Consider the following 17,169-nt stretch of genomic DNA (forward strand, 5'->3'; position numbering starts at 1 on the left):
AAGGGATTATTTTGGAAGTTGATATTTTAATTGTTGGTACAGGCGTGTCTGCACTTTATCTAGCTTTAAATTTAAGTGAAAAACTTAATATTTTAATGGTTTCTAAGACAAGTGTTGATGAGACAAATAGCTTTTTAGCTCAAGGTGGTATTTCAGTTGCAAGAAATAAAGCTGATATACCAACTTTTATAGAAGACACCCTAAAGGCTGGTAAATATTTAAATAATAAAAATAGTGTAGAGATCTTAGCTAAAGAATCTATGGATAATATAAAAAACTTAATTAAGCTTGGTGTACCTTTTGATACTAAAAACGACAAACTATGTTTTACTAAAGAAGGTGCCCATTCTATAAATAGAATAGTTCACGTAAAAGACGAAACAGGTAAAGGAGTTTCTACTGTTCTATTAAATGAAGTTTTAAAAAGGAAAAATATTACCCTATTAGAAAATACAACACTTATAGATTTAATTACTAACGGTAATAGCTGCAATGGTGGACGTTTTATTATTAAAAATGCTAACTTAAATATTTTAAATAAGATTTATTCTAAAAAAAGCTTAAAGCCAAGTTTAACCACCATAATTAAAGATGATACCTTTACACTAAATGTATTTTCTAAAGTCACTGTACTAGCTACTGGAGGTATTGGTGGACTTTTTAAAGATTCTACAAATATGAGAAGTTTAACTGGAGATAGTATTTATCTTAGTCTAAAACATAATATAATGCTTAAAGATTTAGATTATATACAAATACATCCTACTGCTCTTTATACAACTCACGGTTCAAGAAGGTTTCTTATTTCAGAAGCTCTTAGGGGAGAGGGTGCTATATTATTAAACTCTAAAGGTAATCGCTTTGTAAATGAACTTTTACCAAGAGATATAGTGTCAAAGGCTATATTAAATGAAATAAATTCAAGCATAAACCCTTATGTTTATTTAGATATCTCCTTTAAGGATTCTGACTATTTAAAAAATAGATTCCCAGCTATATATTTAAAATGTTTAGAAGAAGGCTTAGATTTAACTAAAGAACCTATAAAAGTTTCACCTGCCCAACACTATTTTATGGGTGGTATAGCTGTAGATTTAAATTCTAAAACATCTATGAAAAATATTTATGCAATTGGTGAAACTAGCTGTACAGGAGTTCATGGTGCAAATAGACTTGCAAGTAACTCTCTTTTAGAAGCTCTAGTATTTTCTAAAAGAGCAGCACTTGATATAAATAAAAATATAAATTCAATTCCATTAATAATATCTAAAACTAAACCTATAAATAATGACTTAATTCAAATAGAAGAAAAAATGCATCAAATTACTATTAATGAGTTTAAAAGGAGGTTAACTGATATAAATGTTAAATTGGTTAATTATTGATGATATTATAAAAGGATCTCTCAAAGAGGATATGCCTATTGAAGATATTACAACAAATTGTATAATAGACGAAAATTATAATTCAACTATTGATTTAATAGCAAAGGATAATGGCATAATAGCAGGCTTGGAAGTATTTAAGCGTGTTTTTGATATTCTTTCTATAAATTTAGGTGATGCAAAAGTTGAATTATTAAAAAAAGACGGGGATACTGTAGCTTATGGTGATTTAGTAGCTACCTTAACAGGAAGCACAAAATGTATTCTAGCTGGTGAAAGAACCGCTCTAAATATTCTCCAAAGAATGAGCGGTATTGCTACTTTAACAAATTTATTTGTTAAAGAGATAAAAGACACAAATACTAAAATATTAGATACAAGAAAGACTACCCCTTTACTTAGAATTTTGGAAAAATACAGTGTAATCGTAGGTGGAGGATTTAATCATAGATTTAATCTTTCAGATGGAATTCTTTTAAAAGATAATCATATAGCTTATGCTGGTGGTATCAAAAATGCAGTTTCAAAAGCTAAGGCTTCTACTTCCTTTGTCAGAAAAATAGAAGTTGAAACAGAAAACTTAGACATGGTAAAAGAAGCGCTACAGGCTAAAGCAGATATAATAATGCTCGATAATATGGATTTATCTACAATTAAAGCAGCTATAACCATGATAGACAAAAAAGCCTTAACTGAATGTTCTGGTAACGTAAATCTAACTAATATAAAAGAAATTGCAAATACAGGTGTAGATTTTATATCAATAGGAGCCTTAACACACTCCTTTAAAGCTTTAGACTTAAGTATGAAAAATTTAAGACGCATTTAAAATTTAAAAACATAAAACTAGCTTTCTTTTTATAATATTAAATAGTAGTATTTTTAAGGAGAATTTTATGTTTGGAATATTAACCTACGATAAACAAGAAAATGAATATTTAGCATTAGTATTTAGAAAAAAAGAGGATGCTATTGAAGCTTTTTCTGGTTTAAAAAGTCTTGGTAATCTTAAAAGTTTATCCATATCAAATAAAATTAAAGTTAAACTAGCTATGGATAAATTAAGCTTTGTTAACATTATAAAAATTAAAGACGCACCTGAAAATTTAGAGATAATAAATAAATCAGAACCACTATTATATTAAAAAGTATTAATAGAATTTTTTTATTCTGCCACAGACTCTAAATCATCCGAAATTTCTATCACCATCCAAATTACTATATCTAAAAAATCAGCACTATAAATCATATATTTATAGTGCTGTGATTTTTAGCCAACTAGTAAGTTTTTAGAAGTAACTATCTAAATTATTTAAATAGGATTCCCATTCATATTTCTAGCAGGTGGATTTTTTTTCTCTCTTTTATTATCTTGATGCTCATGTATTCTTTGTCTTCTTTCACCATCATCTGTAGTATTATTTCTAACTTCTTTATTACTATATTTATTTCTCATATCTTCTATTCCTCCTTTCTTATATTAACTGAGATTCAAAACCCTAGGTGAGAATCAAAATTTAAATTTTGTATTTTGAACTTACCTATATGTTTATTTGGTTGTTCTAACTTACTCCTATTAATATCCTAAGTAGGAGTTTGATTTGACAAAAATTCTAAATCTTAGATTTAATTAATTAAAGATACTCTTTAAAAATATTTATACAAATGTATATGAGTAAAAGTTTCTTTAATATTTTTAGCATAAAAATAAAATTAATTCTAAAATATCTAAAGAATAAATTTTATTTTTTATTATTACCTTGTAAAAACCCCCATTATACCGTATTATGTTTTTTAGTATAACTTAACTTTAAGGAGGAATTATGGATGTATGAAATATCTGTAAAAATCAACGTAAATGAAGTTGATAATATAATTGAAAAACTTTTAATAAATGATATTTATAACACCTTTTATGAAGCACCACTTGAAATAACTACTGACAAATATGGTTATGGATACATTGAAAAAGATAATGAGGATGTTGTATTAAAAGTTCTAGTTGAAGATGATAATACTGATGAAGTTAATAAACAAAAGAAAATTTTAAAAGACATTATTTTATCTGAAGATATTGAAGTAAAGCACTTAGAAAATACTAGGTTCCAACAAGAATTTGAACCCATTGATTTAAATAACGGATGGATTATTGCGTCCCCTGAATACGAGGTTCACGATAAAAACAAAATTAATTTTTATTCACAAGGCGCTTTTGGTACTGGTCTTCATGAAACAACTCAAGATTGCCTTAGAATTATATTAAGTGAAGATTTTACAAATAAGAAGGTAATGGATATAGGAACTGGTTCTGGAATACTTTCTATAGCTTCTGCTATTAAAAATGCTAAGTTAGTTTCAGCATTAGATATAAGAAATGTTACAGAAGAAATAGATTTTAATTCGTCTTTAAACAATCTTTCTAATATAGAAGTCTTAGTTGGAGATGCTATAAATGATGATATTAAAGTTAATCATAAATATGATTGGGTTTATATTAACATAGGCGGTGAAGAAACTAAGTTATTTATGAATTTTATAAACTCCATAATAAAGAGTAATGGAACTCTTATGATTTCTGGTCTTGTTGAATGGAGTTTCAATGAAGTTATATCTAACGTATTAAAATATGGTTATGAACTTAAATTAAAAACACAAACCAACGAATGGTGCACTTGTTTATTAAGTAAGATTTAATATTCATTACCATTTATTATAATTTAAATTTTTTTAATGAAATTAATTACTTTAAGTTATAATAAGTATGATAAGAAACAAATTTTATTAAAGTGTTTAAATAGCTGTAATATTATGTTATAATACTACTAGTTTAATATATTTAAACGATTATTTGGACTTATTCATATACTATATGTAAAGGAGTTTTATATTATGGGATTCAAAGAAAAACTTGCAAAATACTACACTGAGTCTTATATGAAAAAATATGGAGATAGACTAGCTCAATTTCAAGGGAGCGTAATATCTGTTAAAGTAGAGGAAAAAACTATACTTTGGATATTCCATAAATTATCAGCTGTATTAATAATTAGACCAGAAAGAAGCAAAGCAATAATTAAATGTGCTTATAAAAAAAATAAATGGTTCAAAAAGCCTGAATTTATGGTTCTAAGCCAAGGGCATAATGTTGTTGTTCAAGGACTTAAACCTAAAAAGGATAAAAAATCTAAAAATACTGGTGAGATGATTTCAATAATGAACATATTAAATCTTACAACTAAGAAAGATTTAGTTCCTGTTGATCACTCTCAAATGAAAAAGGTTAGACAGCAACAAAGAATTAAGTAAAAACTGAGCCTACTACGGCTCAGTTTTTATTTTTTTATCTTTATAAAAAGATAAATACTATTTATAAATGACATTATTCCGGAAAAGAATAATATTATTACCCATTGATTTAAATGTAAATATGATGTATGGAAAATGCCACTTAAAGGTGGAATATAAATTATACTTAATAACATTGCTATCGATATGCATACAGCTCCTACTAAATATGGATTAGTGAACAGTTTTATTTCAAATATTGAATGCCTTTCTGATCTACATTCAAATACATGGATTAATTGTGATAGAACTAAGGTGCAAAGTGCTAGAGTTCTACAGGTTTTCAAATCCATACCATAATATTTTCCAACTAAAAACGATAATAATGTACATATTCCTATTAATGAACCCCTAACTAGTATTTTTTCTGTTAGTCCTCTTGCAAATATACTTTCATTCTTTGCTCTTGGTTGTTGCATCATTATATCCTTATCTGGAGGGTCAACACCTAATGCAATAGCAGGTAGTCCATCTGTAGCTAAGTTTACAAATAGTATTTGTATTGGTGCAAGTGGCGCCTTCATGTACAATATTGATGCCAAAAACATTGTAAGTACTTCACCTAGATTACAAGATAAAAGATATCTTATAAATTTTCTTATATTATCATAAATTACCCTACCTTCTTCTACAGCTGCTACAATAGTTGAAAAATTATCATCCATTAATATCATTGAAGCTGCTTCTTTAGTTACATCTGTACCTGATATTCCCATTGCAACCCCTATATCAGCTTCTTTTATTGCTGGAGCATCATTCACTCCATCGCCTGTCATAGCTACTATATTACCATTTTTCTTAAAAGCTTTTACTATTCTTAATTTATGATTTGGACTAACTCTTGCAAAAACTCTTACCCTCTTGACCTTTTCACTTAATTCTTTATCTGATATCCTTTCTATTTCTTCTCCTGTCAGTACTTGTTCCTTTGAATTTACTATATTTAAATCTTTAGCTATTGCATAAGCTGTATTTTTATGATCACCTGTTATCATAACTGGCTTTACACCTGCAAGCTTACATTTCAGTACAGACTCCTTTACTTCTGGCCTTGGCGGATCTATTATACCAGCTACTCCTACAAAAATAAGATTCTTTTCTAATGAGTTATCTCTTTTTATCTCACTATCCTTATAAGCTCCAGCTATACATCTTAATGCTCGACCACTCATATTTTCTATAAAATTTAGTATTTGTTCTTTCTTTTGAAATGTTAAAGGTTTAACCTTACCATCTTCATATATATAATGACATCTTTCTAATATACGTTCTGGAGCACCCTTTACATAACAACATTCCTTTGAATTTTCCTTTACTATAACAGACATCATTTTTCTTGAAGAATCAAATGGTATATCAAACATTCTATGTGCCTTTAATATAAATGGTTTTAATGAATTATTATCATTAAAAAATAATTTAACTAATGCTGTTTCTGTAGGATCTCCGTATAAAGAATCTTCAAAGTTCGATTTTGAAAAATCATAATTACAATCATTACAATATAAAAAAGTCTTTTGTAACATTAAATTCTTTGGTAATTTTTCTTCATCTAAATTATATACCTTACCATTAATCAAAACTTCTTTTACTGTCATTTTATTCTGAGTTAATGTACCAGTTTTGTCACTACAAATTATAGACGTACAACCTAGTGTCTCAACTGCTGGAAGCTTTCTAACTAATGCATTTCTTTTTAACATTCTATTTACACCTAATGCTAATGCTACAGTAACTATCGCCGCTAAACCCTCAGGAATTGCAGCAACAGCTAGACTAACCCCAAGTAAAAACATTTCTGTAACTTCATTTCCTCTATATATACCAAGTCCAGTTACTAATACGCAAATTATAAGACACATAATAACAAGTATCTTTCCTAGACCATCCAATCTTTCCTTTAAAGGAGATTTTTCATCTTCTATATTTTGAAGCAAATCTGCTATTTTTCCCATTTCTGTTTTCATTCCTATTTCAGTAACATGTAAAAGGCCCTTTCCTTTTAAAATAGTAGTTCCCATAAAACCCCTAGAATCATTTTTTATAGTGCTTTTATTTACTCCTACTGATTCTCCAGTTAAAAGAGATTCATCTACCATTAATCCAAAACATTCAACAAAATTTCCATCTGCAGGTATTCTATCCCCTGCCTCTAATACTACAATATCCCCAATTGTTAAATATCTTGCATTTATAACCTTAATATTACCATCCCTTATAGCTTTACATGTAGGTGCTGCTAATGATTTTAAAGCCTCTAGTGATTTCTCTGTTTTAAATTCTTGTATAAATCCAAGTAATCCATTTATTATCACTATAATAAGTATAGTTATGGCATCTGCCATATCTCCCATTACTCCTGATATTATAGTTGCAGCTATAAGTACCCAAACTATAAAATCATTAAATTGAGCAAAAAATATAAATATAGGTGAAATTTTCTTTTGAGCATTAAGTTCATTTAATCCGAAGTCTTTTATTCTTTTATCAACCTCTTTTGAAGTAAGCCCTTTAAAAAGCTCCTTTTCTTGTATCACGTCTTTTCCTCCTTAACTTACACGTTTCTATAGTAATATATGTAAAACATCCCCAACTTTAGAACATTTACTATAAAATTATGTAAGTTAAATTTACCACAAGTAAACGTTTTAAAATTCGACTATATATGATATTTTTTGAGTATATTCTATCTTACTAAGCTTTACATTTTTAGTTTTTACACGTACAATATATTCTGAATAATTAAATTTATTTTTAGGAGGACTTATAATGAAAGATGTGATATATGTAACAGGACATAAAAATCCTGATTCAGATTCTATATGCGCTGCTATAGCTTATTCTGAATTCAAAAATAAAACTCAAGATATACCGGCTATACCAGTAAGACTTGGAAATGTTAATCAAGAAACTCAATTTATTTTAGATTATTTTGAGGTAGAAAAACCTAAGTTTTTAGAAACCGTTAAGCTTAAGGTAGAAGACTTACAAATAGATAAAATGAGTCCAGTAGCACCTGAGATATCTCTTAAAATGGCTTGGAATATTATGAAGGATAAAGGTCTTCAATCAATACCTGTGGCTGATGGAAATAACCATTTAATAGGTATATTATCAACCTCAAACATAACTTCAAGCTATATGGATATATGGGATAACTGCATATTAGATAAAAGTAAAGCTTCTCTTGATAATATAGCTGATACACTTGCAGCTAAAGTTATACTAGGAGATGAACCAAAACATGTATTTCCTGGAAAAATAGTTGTTGCGGCTATGCAACCTGAATCAATGAAAGAAATAATAGAAGCAGGAGATATTGCTATAGTTGGTGACAGAAGCGAAGCTCAAGAAGCATTAATAGACTTAAAAATATCTTTATTAATACTTACAGGTTCACATAAATTGCAAGACGGCTTAATAGAAAAAGCTAAAAAGAATAAAGTCTCTGTAATATCAACACCTCACGACTCATTTACAGCTTCAAGACTAATAGTTCAAAGTATTCCTGTAAATTATGTAATGGCTAAAAATGACTTAATATCATTTAGCACTGATGATTTAGTTGACGATATTAAAAATATAATGGCTGAAACAAGATATAGAAGCTATCCTGTTTTAGATACAGATAATAAAGTTGTTGGTACTATATCAAGATATCACTTAATATCAAATCACAAGAAAAAAGTTATTCAAGTTGACCATAATGAAAGAGGGCAATCAGTTCACGGTCTTGAAGATGCTGAAATATTAGAAATAATAGATCATCATAGAGTCGCTGATATACAAACTGGTAATCCTATTTACTTTAGAAACGAACCTATTGGAAGTACTTCCTCAATAGTTGCCAAGAGATTCTTTGAAAATGGAATAAGACCATCTAAAAAAGCTGCTGGTCTTTTATGTGGAGCTATAATATCTGATACTTTATTATTCAGATCACCAACTTGCACTCCACAAGACGTTAAAATATGTAAACAACTTGCTGAAATAGCTGGTATAGAACCTGAAACTTTCGCCAAAGAAATGTTTAGAGCTGGTACTTCATTAAAAGGTAAAACTGTTGAACAAATCTTTAATCAAGATTTTAAACCTTTTACAATAGAAGGCGTTAAAATAGGTGTTGCTCAAGTTAACACTATGGATATAGAAGGCTTTATGCCATTAAAAGAAGAAATGTTAGCTTATATGACTAAAAAAGCTGATGAAAATAACTTTGAAGTTATTATGTTATTATTAACTGATATAATAAATGAAGGTTCTCAAATTCTAGTAGCTGGAAGAAGACCTGAAATAGCTGAAGATGCTTTCAAAGTTACGCTTGAAGATAATACTACATTCCTTCCTGGTGTTCTTTCAAGAAAGAAACAAGTAATTCCACCATTAACTGCAGCTATAACAAAATAATAAAAAAGAAATCTGATTTTTAATCAGATTTCTTTTTTATCTTAATATATAAAATTAAGTTATTATTGCGATTTAATAAGTGCAATAAATTAAAATTAGTAATTATAAAAATTAACTTTTTATTATAAATATCCTATTTTATAACTAAGACTAAATGATGGCTTGTCTATCTTTTAAGGTTTATCTACCCTTTAAGCCATTTATCATTCCCCACATATCATCAGCTGTTTTTATACTTTTAGAACCAAGTTCAAAAGCTCTTTGAGTTAAAATCATATCGGTAAATTCTTTTCCCATATCTACATTAGATCCTTCTAAAAAACCTTGCCTTATATCTGAATTTTTAGGATCTACTTTATATACGGTAGAATTAGGTGATTGAACAAATAAACTTTCTCCCACCGGAATCATACCATCACTACCAACTGCATTAAACAAAGGTAAATTAGCAACTTTTGCAAATTTTCCATCAAGTTGCTTTTGATAAACGGACCCATCTGCATCTACAGTTAAATTCTCTTTAGAAAATTTAACACTTGCTTCTGTATTTCCAGCTGTATATTCTAAAGCTACTTTATTTCCCATTGCATCTACTAATGTTCCATTAACATCTATCTTTAAAGAACCATTTCTAGTATATGCTGTAGATCCATCCGATTTAGTAACTTTAAGATATCCTTCACCATCTATTGCAAAATCTGAAGGATTTCCTGTGCTAAGTAATGGACCTTGCGAAGTATCCTTAAGTAATCCTGTAGACCTAACACCTGTTCCTGTAAAAGGTTGATCACTATTAGTTGGATATCCATTTCTCTTCAAACTTTGACTTAATAAGTCTTCAAAACCTACATCCACTCTCTTATAACCATTAGTTCCAACGTTAGCTAGGTTATTTGATATAGCCTCTAATCTTTCTTGATTTGCATTCATGGCACTTCTGCCACTATAAAGTACTGTAAACATAAACGCCCTCCTATCTTACTGCTCCAACTTCATTAGCAGCTTTTCCTAAAGTCTCGTCAATGGTTTGAACTATTTTTTGGTTAGTTTCAAAACTTCTCATAACAGTCATCATATTAACCATTTCATTTATTATATTTACATTAGATTTTTCTGTCATGTTTTGTTTTATATTAACCTGTGCATTTTCATTAGGATTTTGTCCTGAATACATATTATCCCCAACTTTTTTCAAATTCTTATAATCATCAAAATCAACGGTTTTTATTTTAGATGTAGCATTTCCATCTATATATACCTTACCATCAGTTACTTTAAATTTAGAATTTCCAACATGTATTGGTTCATCTGCACCTGTTTGAGGATTTTTACCTACTACACTATCTCCTGTTGCAGTAACTAAGAAACCTTGAGTATTAACTCTAAATTGACCGTCTCTTGTATAAAGTTGTTGATTTCCCTTTTGTATTACAAAAAAACCTTTTCCCTCTATTGCCAAATCAGTATCCTTCTCGCTTTCTTGAAGAACACCTTGCGTATAATCAGTATTAGTTTCGTCAATTCTTGCTCCAAGACTCAAATATCCAATAGGATTTCTTACATTCTTATTGCCTTCTAATTTATCTTTATTTTCTATTAGTACATCCTTAAAAGATTTAATTGATAAATCATCACCTTTATAACCATTAGTATTTGCATTAGCCATATTATTGGTTATTACATCTTGCTTTGCTTCTAATGTTATCATTCCTGATACTGCTGTATATAAACCTCTTATCATTTTTTCACATCCTTATTAATAACTTTAAATTCTTCTGGATAATTCATTCCATAACCTCTTGCTTTTTCTTCAATTTTTCCTCTTGATATAGAATTATTGAAACTATAGCCTATCATTGAGAAAGTTCCTATTAGAATTCCTATTCCAATACCTATTAATAATTTTTTATCACATAAAAAGTTCAATAAACTTTTTATTCTTTGTATAATCCTTTTATTAATAGTACCTCCCCCTTTCCTAATCCTAAAGTTTCACAAATTTGATCATCTGTTAATCCTAAGGATATAAGCCTATGAACCTCATTAACCTTAAATCCCATATTAGAGGAAGACTCACTTTCATCCTCCTCTAATACAATATTATTATTATCGTAATTTATTTCATTAATTAAAGTGTTTTCTTCAAAATTATTTTCTTTATTATCAGAATTATTTTCTTCATTATTAATAAGTATAGAATCTTCTTCTTTTTTCATTTTATTTCCTTGGAAATTTTCTTTTATAAAAGCTAATTCTTCTTTTAATGAATAAATTTCGCCTTGAAGTTCTGTTAAACTCTCACTAAACTCTCTTCTTAGCTTTCCTATTTCCACCTCATAATCATTTATACTATCTTCTTTGCTCTTTACTATCTCTTCAAAGGAATTTTCTTTTTGCTTTAAGGTTTTTACATTTAATATAATGATTATTATAGCCATAGCAATTAAAAATATTGGTATCAACTTTCATCCACTCCATTATATATAATTAAGTTTACTCATGGCAGCCCTTAAATTTTTTATAGCCCTCGAATGTAATTGACATACTCTTGATTCAGATACTTCTAATACTTTTCCTATTTCTTTTAGCGTTAATCCTTCATAATAATATAAACTTATTACAGTTTTATCTTTTTCATTTAACAGTTCAATAGCTTTTGCTAAAACTTCTATTTCTTCTTTATCTTCTAGGTTTTTTTGAGGACTAGGACTGTTCTTATCTTCTATTATTCCCATTATAGATACATCATCATCCTCAGAATATATAATATTTTCAAGGGACATTATGGAAATATAATTTATATAATTTTCTATTTCTGCAATTTCTTCATAATTCATATTTAGAGCTCTGGCAATTTCTTCATTAGTAGGTTCTCTTAACAAACTATTTTGAAGACTTTCTACCGCCTGGTTATATTTGTTAAGCTTGTCCATTACTCCCTTAGAAACTGGACTATTTCTCCTTATTTCATCTATCATAGCTCCTTTTATTCTTATAGATGCATAACTTGAAAATTTCATTCCTTTGGATGCATCATATTTATTCATTGCATCCATAAGACCTATCATACCATATCCTACCAAATCATCATACTCAAAGTACTTTGTCTTACCAAAAATAACACGTGATGCAATATATTTTACTAATGGTATATATTTCTCTACTACTTTTTCCTTATGATCTAAAGCACCTATCATAGACATATTTATTCCTCCCTTAAGTTAATTCTCTTTGTCTTCTCATAATATGAAATACCATTTTGATGATTTTTTCCCTAGTTACATTATCCAGGTTATTAAAATTAATTCCGCATATAAATTTATTGTCATCTGTAGTTTCTATTCTTACTATTTCTCCACTAACTAAAATATTAATTTCATTATATTTTAAACTTACGGCTATGCTCTCACCTAATCCACATTTTTCTTTAACTTTTATTCTCATGCCCCCACCACTTAAATCTAATAAAATGGCTTTTTGGAAAAAATCTTCTTTGAGTGCAGAATTTTCATCCTCTATTTTTAAATATTTTATTAATTGAATTATCTTAACTCTAACATAATTTCTTCTTTGTATTTTGATAATATCATATGGTTTACTTAATACATATAGTGGTATGTTATTGTCAATTGTTCTTTTTATAATCATACATCTAAACTTATAAACATCTCCATTATCATCATATCTTAAAATATATAATTCTTGATTTTCACGAGTTGTTAAATATTCTCCGTTATTTACTGGAATACTTATAGATATAAAGTCTCCCCTCATATCTTGTATTGTAGTTTTATATATTTCTTGTTCATCTTGCCATAAGACATTTAATTTATCATTAATTGACAATTTTACTTTTTCCACTTTATTTCACTCCCTAAGAAAATATGTTAAATATCTTTTTAAAAAACCCTTGCACTCCTATACCAGAATCCATTTGTTTTGCCCCAATTAATTCTTTTGCTATATTTTCAACACATTTTGTAGCATCTGAATTTGGATAAGCCACAACAAAAGGCTTTTGTTCTCTAACTGATTGTATTAGTTTTCTATCTTCTAAAATGTACCCTAGAAATTTTAATTTTATATTAAGAAATTTTGTTACAGCACTATTAAACTTTTGGAAAGTATCTTTTGCTTCTATCTCATTAAAAGCTTTATTTACTACTATTTTTGCTTCATTTTTTATCTTAAAATGTGATGTTGCCTTAAGCAGGCTATAAGCATCTGTTAATGAAGTTGGCTCTGGTGTTGTTATTACTATAAGTTCTTCACAACAAGCTATAAATGCTAATACACTTCTACTTATTCCAGCTCCAGTATCCATTAATATATAATCCAATTCACCAATATCCTGTAATTTAGTTAAAAAAAGATTTCTTTGTTGTTCTGAAAGTTCTTCTATTCTATTAAGACCTGAACCTCCTGGTAATAACTTGATACCCTCTGGACCTTCTATCACAACCTCATTAATTTCTTTATTATTAAATATTATATCAAATATATTGTATTTAGGATATACACCCATAAGAACATCATCATTTCCCATACCTATATCTGCATCAAAAATCATTACCTTTTTACCCATCTTTTGTAGTGTTATTCCTAAGTTAACTACAAAATTACTTTTACCAACACCACCCTTACCAGATGTAGTTGTTATTATTTTAGGTTTGTTTGATAGTTCTCCATACTTTATTTCATTTTTATTACTTCTATTAGATTCTTTAGCTAAATTTCTTAAATTTTGAGCTTGATCTAACATATAGTTTCCTCCCCTAAAATAAGTTTTACTATCTGGTCTTCTGAGAAGGCTTTTATATCATCTGGAACATTTTGTCCTGTAGTTACATAACTTATAGGCTTTTTAGCAAGCTCAGCTATGTTTAAAATTGATCCATACACTGAAGTTTCATCAAGCTTTGTTATAATTAAATTATTGTAACCTAATACTGAAAATCCTTCTATTATAGGTTTTATGTCCTTATTTTTTGTAGTAGCACTTATTACTAAATGTATATTCTTTGTATTGGCCTTTTGAATAAATGCTCTTAATTCTGATATTTGCATAGAATTTTTGCTACTTCTACCTGTTGTATCTATTAATATAACATCACAATCAGACATTTGACTAGTTGCTTCTTCCATTTCCTTAAGAGTAATTACTACTTTAAAAGGTAGGTTCATTATCTCAGCATAAGTTTTTAATTGTTCAACAGCACCTATTCTATAAGTATCTACAGTTATAAGACCAACTTTTTTCTTTTCTATAAGCGCAAGCCTTCCAGCAAGTTTTGCAATTGTTGTAGTTTTCCCTACTCCAGTTGGTCCAACCAAAACTACTTTTCCTTTTAAGTCTTGATTAATAGTTTTAATTTGAGTTTTCATTTTTTCTTTTATTTTGCTTCCTGCTTCAATATCATCATCATTTATATCTTCTAAAAGTTCTTCTATATAAATAGTATCTACATCATTATCCTTAAGTTTATTTCTAAGGCTCTTTTTAAAATCACTTTCTTCAATACCATTTACAGATCCTTTAGTAAGATTATTAATCATATTTTTCATTTCTTTCATTTCTTTTAACAAATTATCTTGCTGTGGCTCGTTTTTGTCTTCTGAAATTTTTATTTCTTTTAAAATCTCATTTTGATTTTTCAAAGCATTTTTAGCTATTGGATTTATTGCTTCTTTTGAAATTTCTTTTTCCATTAGCTTTTTAATACTTTCTATTGAACTTTCTAAATTATTTTGTTCTCTTGCAGGCTCTTTTGCCTTTTTTGAAGCATTTTCAATGGCTGCAGTAACTTCTATAAGCTTAGGAGAAAAAAATCCTTTAATCCCTGGCTTTCTTATTTTCCTTTGACTTATTATAACTGCATCTTTACCAAGCTCATATCTTATTCTTGTCATGGCTTCATTCATGTTATTAACCACATATCTTTTTATCAACATCTATATTGTTACAACTCCTTCAGTTCTTATCTCCACATCATTCGGTATTTCATTTAGAGATACTACCATAACATGAGGGTATACCATTTCTATAAGCTTTCTAAATGGGGCTCTTATATTTGGTGAAACCAGTATTACTGGTTGATTATTATAAAAGTAAACTGAATCTAAAACATTTCTTATAGAACTATATATTGATGTTGTAGTATCTGGATCCACCGCAGGAAATGAACCTTGTATTGACTTTTGAATATTTCCACTAACTACTTCTTCTATTTCTGGTGATAAAGTCACTACTGTTACTGCCCTATTTTCATCTACTATTTGATTACAAATTGTTCTTGAAAGCGAAAATCTTACGTACTCTGTTAATAATTCGATGTCTTTTGTATTTCTTGAGTTATCTGCAAGAGATTCCATTATAGTTACCATATCCTTTATAGGCACTTTTTCCTTTAAAAGATTTTGTAATACTTTTTGGAGTTCTCCTATTGTTAGAAGATCTGGTATAAGTTCTTCTACAACAGCACTGTATTTTTCTTTAACATTATCTACTATAAGCTTAACCTCTTGTCTACCTAATAATTCATATGAATGTAGTTTTATAGTTTCTGTCAAATGTGTTACCATAACAGTTGTTGGATCAACTACTGTAAGTCCTTTAATTTCAGCTTCTTCTCGCTGATCTTTATTTATCCAAACTGCTGGTAAACCAAATGTTGGTTCCATAGTTCTAATACCTGGCATTTCTGCATTTTCTCCACTTGGATCCATACATAAAAGCATATTTGACATAAGCTCTGATGAAGCTACAACTGTTCCCCTTATTTTTATAAGATATTCATTTGTTTTTATTTGCAAATTATCTCTTATTCTAATAGGCTGAACTACTATTCCCATTTCAATAGCACATTGCCTTCTAACAGAAGCTATCCTTTGGAGTAAATCTCCTCCAGTACTTTCATCGGCAAGTGGAATAAGACCGTATCCTATTTCAACCTCCATTGGTTCTACTGAAATTAAATTCATAACATTTTCTGGTTCCTTTTTTTCCATTTCTATAACAGCTTCTTCTTCACTTACCATTTCCATAATATTTTGTTTTTCTTCTTCTTTTATTAAATAATATGTGCACCCACCTGTTAAAACTGCTAATGTTAAAAATGGAATTGTTGGCATATTAGGTACCAAAGCTAAGAAAAACATTAATACAGATGCAATACCTATAGCTATAGGAAATCCTGTAAGTTGTTTTGTAATTACTTTACCAAAATTTTCAGTACTTCCTGAACGTGTAACTAAAATACCTGAAGCTGTTGATATTAAAAGTGCAGGTAACTGGCTAACTAGACCATCACCTATTGTAAGTTTTACATAAGTTTGAGCAGCTTGTGCCGCACTCATATTTTTTGAAGTTACACCTATTATTATACCTGCTATTATATTTATTCCTGTAATAATTATTGCCGCTATTGCATCTCCTTTAACAAATTTAGAAGCACCATCCATTGCTCCATAAAAATCTGCTTCCGATTGAAGATCTTGCCTTCTTTGCTTAGCCATAGTTTCATCAATAAGTCCTGCATTCAAATCTGCATCTATACTCATTTGTTTTCCTGGCATAGCATCTAATGTAAATCTTGCTGCTACCTCTGATACTCTACCAGCACCATTTGTAATTACTATAAATTGAATTACTATTATTATAAGGAAGATAATTACACCAACTATATAATTTCCTCCTATAACAAAATTACCAAACGCTTCTATTATTTTCCCTGCTGATGCTTCTGTTAATATAAGTCTTGTTGATGATATATTAAGTCCTAATCTGAAAAGCGTTGTTACAAGTAGCAATGTAGGAAACACTGATAATTGTAAAACATTTGTTGTAAACATAGTTATCATCGCAACAACTATAGATATAGTTATATTAAATGCTATTAATATATCTAATATAAAATCTGGAAGTGGAATTATTATCATTAAAATAATTCCCATTACTCCAAACGCCACTATTATATCTAAATTATCTTTTAAACTTAATTTTCCCTCATTTCCCTTTATCAAATTCATCCCA

At 28.7% G+C, this 17,169-nt stretch carries 17 protein-coding genes; 6 read left to right on the forward strand and 11 right to left on the reverse strand.

All coding sequences use genetic code 11. The features are described from left to right. Nucleotides 1-8: 8 nt before the first annotated feature. The 3 genes from BUB01_RS00785 (at nucleotide 9) to BUB01_RS00795 (ending at nucleotide 2,530) form a co-directional block, all read left to right on the forward strand. The gene (locus tag BUB01_RS00785) at nucleotides 9-1,385 is read left to right on the forward strand and encodes an FAD-binding protein (protein WP_423231117.1); all 1,377 of its coding nucleotides are present in this window, start codon (nucleotides 9-11) and stop codon (nucleotides 1,383-1,385) included. Continuing rightward, nucleotides 1,363-2,214, forward strand: coding sequence for a carboxylating nicotinate-nucleotide diphosphorylase (nadC, locus tag BUB01_RS00790; protein ID WP_072984298.1), 852 nt, complete (start codon nucleotides 1,363-1,365; stop codon nucleotides 2,212-2,214). Before BUB01_RS00785 ends, nadC begins: the two co-directional genes overlap by 23 nt. 67 nt (nucleotides 2,215-2,281) lie before the next feature. Next, on the forward strand, nucleotides 2,282-2,530 hold the full coding sequence (locus BUB01_RS00795) for a hypothetical protein (RefSeq protein ID WP_072984300.1): 249 nt from the start codon (nucleotides 2,282-2,284) through the stop codon (nucleotides 2,528-2,530). 167 nt (nucleotides 2,531-2,697) lie between these two features. Here the strand turns inward: BUB01_RS00795 and BUB01_RS23395 are convergent, their stop codons facing one another. Next, complete coding sequence (locus BUB01_RS23395) at nucleotides 2,698-2,841, reverse strand: clostri-philic family protein (protein ID WP_200802820.1); 144 nt, start codon at nucleotides 2,839-2,841, stop codon at nucleotides 2,698-2,700. A gap of 371 nt (nucleotides 2,842-3,212) precedes the next feature. On the opposite strand from BUB01_RS23395, the gene BUB01_RS00800 reads away from it, so the two are divergent. Both BUB01_RS00800 and BUB01_RS00805 read left to right on the forward strand, forming a co-directional pair. After that, complete coding sequence (locus BUB01_RS00800; RefSeq protein WP_072984301.1) at nucleotides 3,213-4,079, forward strand: 50S ribosomal protein L11 methyltransferase; 867 nt, start codon at nucleotides 3,213-3,215, stop codon at nucleotides 4,077-4,079. Nucleotides 4,080-4,274: 195 nt separating this feature from the next. Continuing rightward, the gene (locus BUB01_RS00805; RefSeq protein ID WP_072984303.1) at nucleotides 4,275-4,691 is read left to right on the forward strand and encodes a hypothetical protein; all 417 of its coding nucleotides are present in this window, start codon (nucleotides 4,275-4,277) and stop codon (nucleotides 4,689-4,691) included. Nucleotides 4,692-4,717: 26 nt separating this feature from the next. Here BUB01_RS00805 and BUB01_RS00810 read toward each other — a convergent pair whose 3' ends face one another. Continuing rightward, nucleotides 4,718-7,267 (reverse strand): calcium-translocating P-type ATPase, PMCA-type, encoded by a 2,550-nt coding sequence (locus tag BUB01_RS00810; protein WP_072984305.1) that lies wholly within the window; start codon nucleotides 7,265-7,267, stop codon nucleotides 4,718-4,720. 232 nt (nucleotides 7,268-7,499) lie between these two features. Between BUB01_RS00810 and BUB01_RS00815 the strand changes: the two genes are divergently transcribed. After that, on the forward strand, nucleotides 7,500-9,137 hold the full coding sequence (locus BUB01_RS00815) for a putative manganese-dependent inorganic diphosphatase (protein ID WP_072984307.1): 1,638 nt from the start codon (nucleotides 7,500-7,502) through the stop codon (nucleotides 9,135-9,137). Between the two features lie 180 nt (nucleotides 9,138-9,317). Here BUB01_RS00815 and BUB01_RS00820 read toward each other — a convergent pair whose 3' ends face one another. Genes BUB01_RS00820 through flhA form a run of 9 tightly spaced genes read right to left on the reverse strand, consistent with a single transcriptional unit; the run spans nucleotide 9,318 to nucleotide 17,165 of the window. Next, complete coding sequence (locus BUB01_RS00820) at nucleotides 9,318-10,100, reverse strand: flagellar hook-basal body complex protein (RefSeq protein WP_072984309.1); 783 nt, start codon at nucleotides 10,098-10,100, stop codon at nucleotides 9,318-9,320. A 10-nt stretch (nucleotides 10,101-10,110) separates the two neighbouring features. Next, the gene (locus tag BUB01_RS00825) at nucleotides 10,111-10,878 is read right to left on the reverse strand and encodes a flagellar hook-basal body complex protein (RefSeq protein ID WP_072984311.1); all 768 of its coding nucleotides are present in this window, start codon (nucleotides 10,876-10,878) and stop codon (nucleotides 10,111-10,113) included. Further along, nucleotides 10,875-11,063 (reverse strand): hypothetical protein, encoded by a 189-nt coding sequence (locus tag BUB01_RS00830; protein ID WP_242958345.1) that lies wholly within the window; start codon nucleotides 11,061-11,063, stop codon nucleotides 10,875-10,877. The genes BUB01_RS00825 and BUB01_RS00830 overlap by 4 nt, the downstream gene beginning before the upstream one ends. An 8-nt stretch (nucleotides 11,064-11,071) precedes the next feature. Next, on the reverse strand, nucleotides 11,072-11,599 hold the full coding sequence (locus BUB01_RS00835; RefSeq protein ID WP_072984315.1) for a hypothetical protein: 528 nt from the start codon (nucleotides 11,597-11,599) through the stop codon (nucleotides 11,072-11,074). Between the two features lie 15 nt (nucleotides 11,600-11,614). Beyond that, entirely contained in the window at nucleotides 11,615-12,340 is a 726-nt protein-coding gene (locus BUB01_RS00840; protein ID WP_072984317.1) for a FliA/WhiG family RNA polymerase sigma factor, read from the reverse strand. Between the two features lie 13 nt (nucleotides 12,341-12,353). Continuing rightward, nucleotides 12,354-12,998, reverse strand: a complete 645-nt coding sequence (locus BUB01_RS00845) for a flagellar brake protein (RefSeq protein WP_072984319.1) — start codon at nucleotides 12,996-12,998, stop codon at nucleotides 12,354-12,356. Nucleotides 12,999-13,011: 13 nt separating this feature from the next. Continuing rightward, a complete protein-coding gene (locus BUB01_RS00850; RefSeq protein WP_072984321.1) occupies nucleotides 13,012-13,899 on the reverse strand; it encodes a MinD/ParA family protein in 888 nt (295 codons plus the stop codon). Continuing rightward, complete coding sequence (gene flhF, locus BUB01_RS00855; protein WP_072984323.1) at nucleotides 13,893-15,089, reverse strand: flagellar biosynthesis GTPase FlhF; 1,197 nt, start codon at nucleotides 15,087-15,089, stop codon at nucleotides 13,893-13,895. The genes BUB01_RS00850 and flhF overlap by 7 nt, the downstream gene beginning before the upstream one ends. Then, a complete protein-coding gene (gene flhA, locus BUB01_RS00860; RefSeq protein ID WP_072984325.1) occupies nucleotides 15,090-17,165 on the reverse strand; it encodes a flagellar biosynthesis protein FlhA in 2,076 nt (691 codons plus the stop codon). Nucleotides 17,166-17,169 lie beyond the last annotated feature (4 nt).

Origin of the sequence: Clostridium cavendishii DSM 21758, assembly GCF_900141845.1 — a bacterium.
Taxonomy (GTDB): Bacteria; Bacillota; Clostridia; order Clostridiales; family Clostridiaceae; genus Clostridium_AG; species Clostridium_AG cavendishii.

What these genes read in the sequence shown, in the direction of transcription:
- nadC (WP_072984298.1), top strand. Translation starts at nt 1,363, where the DNA reads ATGTTAAATTGGTTAATTATTGATGATATTATAAAAGGATCTCTCAAA.
- BUB01_RS00795 (WP_072984300.1), top strand. Translation starts at nt 2,282, where the DNA reads ATGTTTGGAATATTAACCTACGATAAACAAGAAAATGAATATTTAGCA.
- BUB01_RS23395 (WP_200802820.1), bottom strand. Translation starts at nt 2,841, where the DNA reads ATGAGAAATAAATATAGTAATAAAGAAGTTAGAAATAATACTACAGAT.
- BUB01_RS00800 (WP_072984301.1), top strand. Translation starts at nt 3,213, where the DNA reads ATGTATGAAATATCTGTAAAAATCAACGTAAATGAAGTTGATAATATA.
- BUB01_RS00805 (WP_072984303.1), top strand. Translation starts at nt 4,275, where the DNA reads ATGGGATTCAAAGAAAAACTTGCAAAATACTACACTGAGTCTTATATG.
- BUB01_RS00815 (WP_072984307.1), top strand. Translation starts at nt 7,500, where the DNA reads ATGAAAGATGTGATATATGTAACAGGACATAAAAATCCTGATTCAGAT.
- BUB01_RS00820 (WP_072984309.1), bottom strand. Translation starts at nt 10,100, where the DNA reads ATGTTTACAGTACTTTATAGTGGCAGAAGTGCCATGAATGCAAATCAA.
- BUB01_RS00825 (WP_072984311.1), bottom strand. Translation starts at nt 10,878, where the DNA reads ATGATAAGAGGTTTATATACAGCAGTATCAGGAATGATAACATTAGAA.
- BUB01_RS00840 (WP_072984317.1), bottom strand. Translation starts at nt 12,340, where the DNA reads ATGTCTATGATAGGTGCTTTAGATCATAAGGAAAAAGTAGTAGAGAAA.
- BUB01_RS00850 (WP_072984321.1), bottom strand. Translation starts at nt 13,899, where the DNA reads ATGTTAGATCAAGCTCAAAATTTAAGAAATTTAGCTAAAGAATCTAAT.
- flhF (WP_072984323.1), bottom strand. Translation starts at nt 15,089, where the DNA reads ATGTTGATAAAAAGATATGTGGTTAATAACATGAATGAAGCCATGACA.
- flhA (WP_072984325.1), bottom strand. Translation starts at nt 17,165, where the DNA reads ATGAATTTGATAAAGGGAAATGAGGGAAAATTAAGTTTAAAAGATAAT.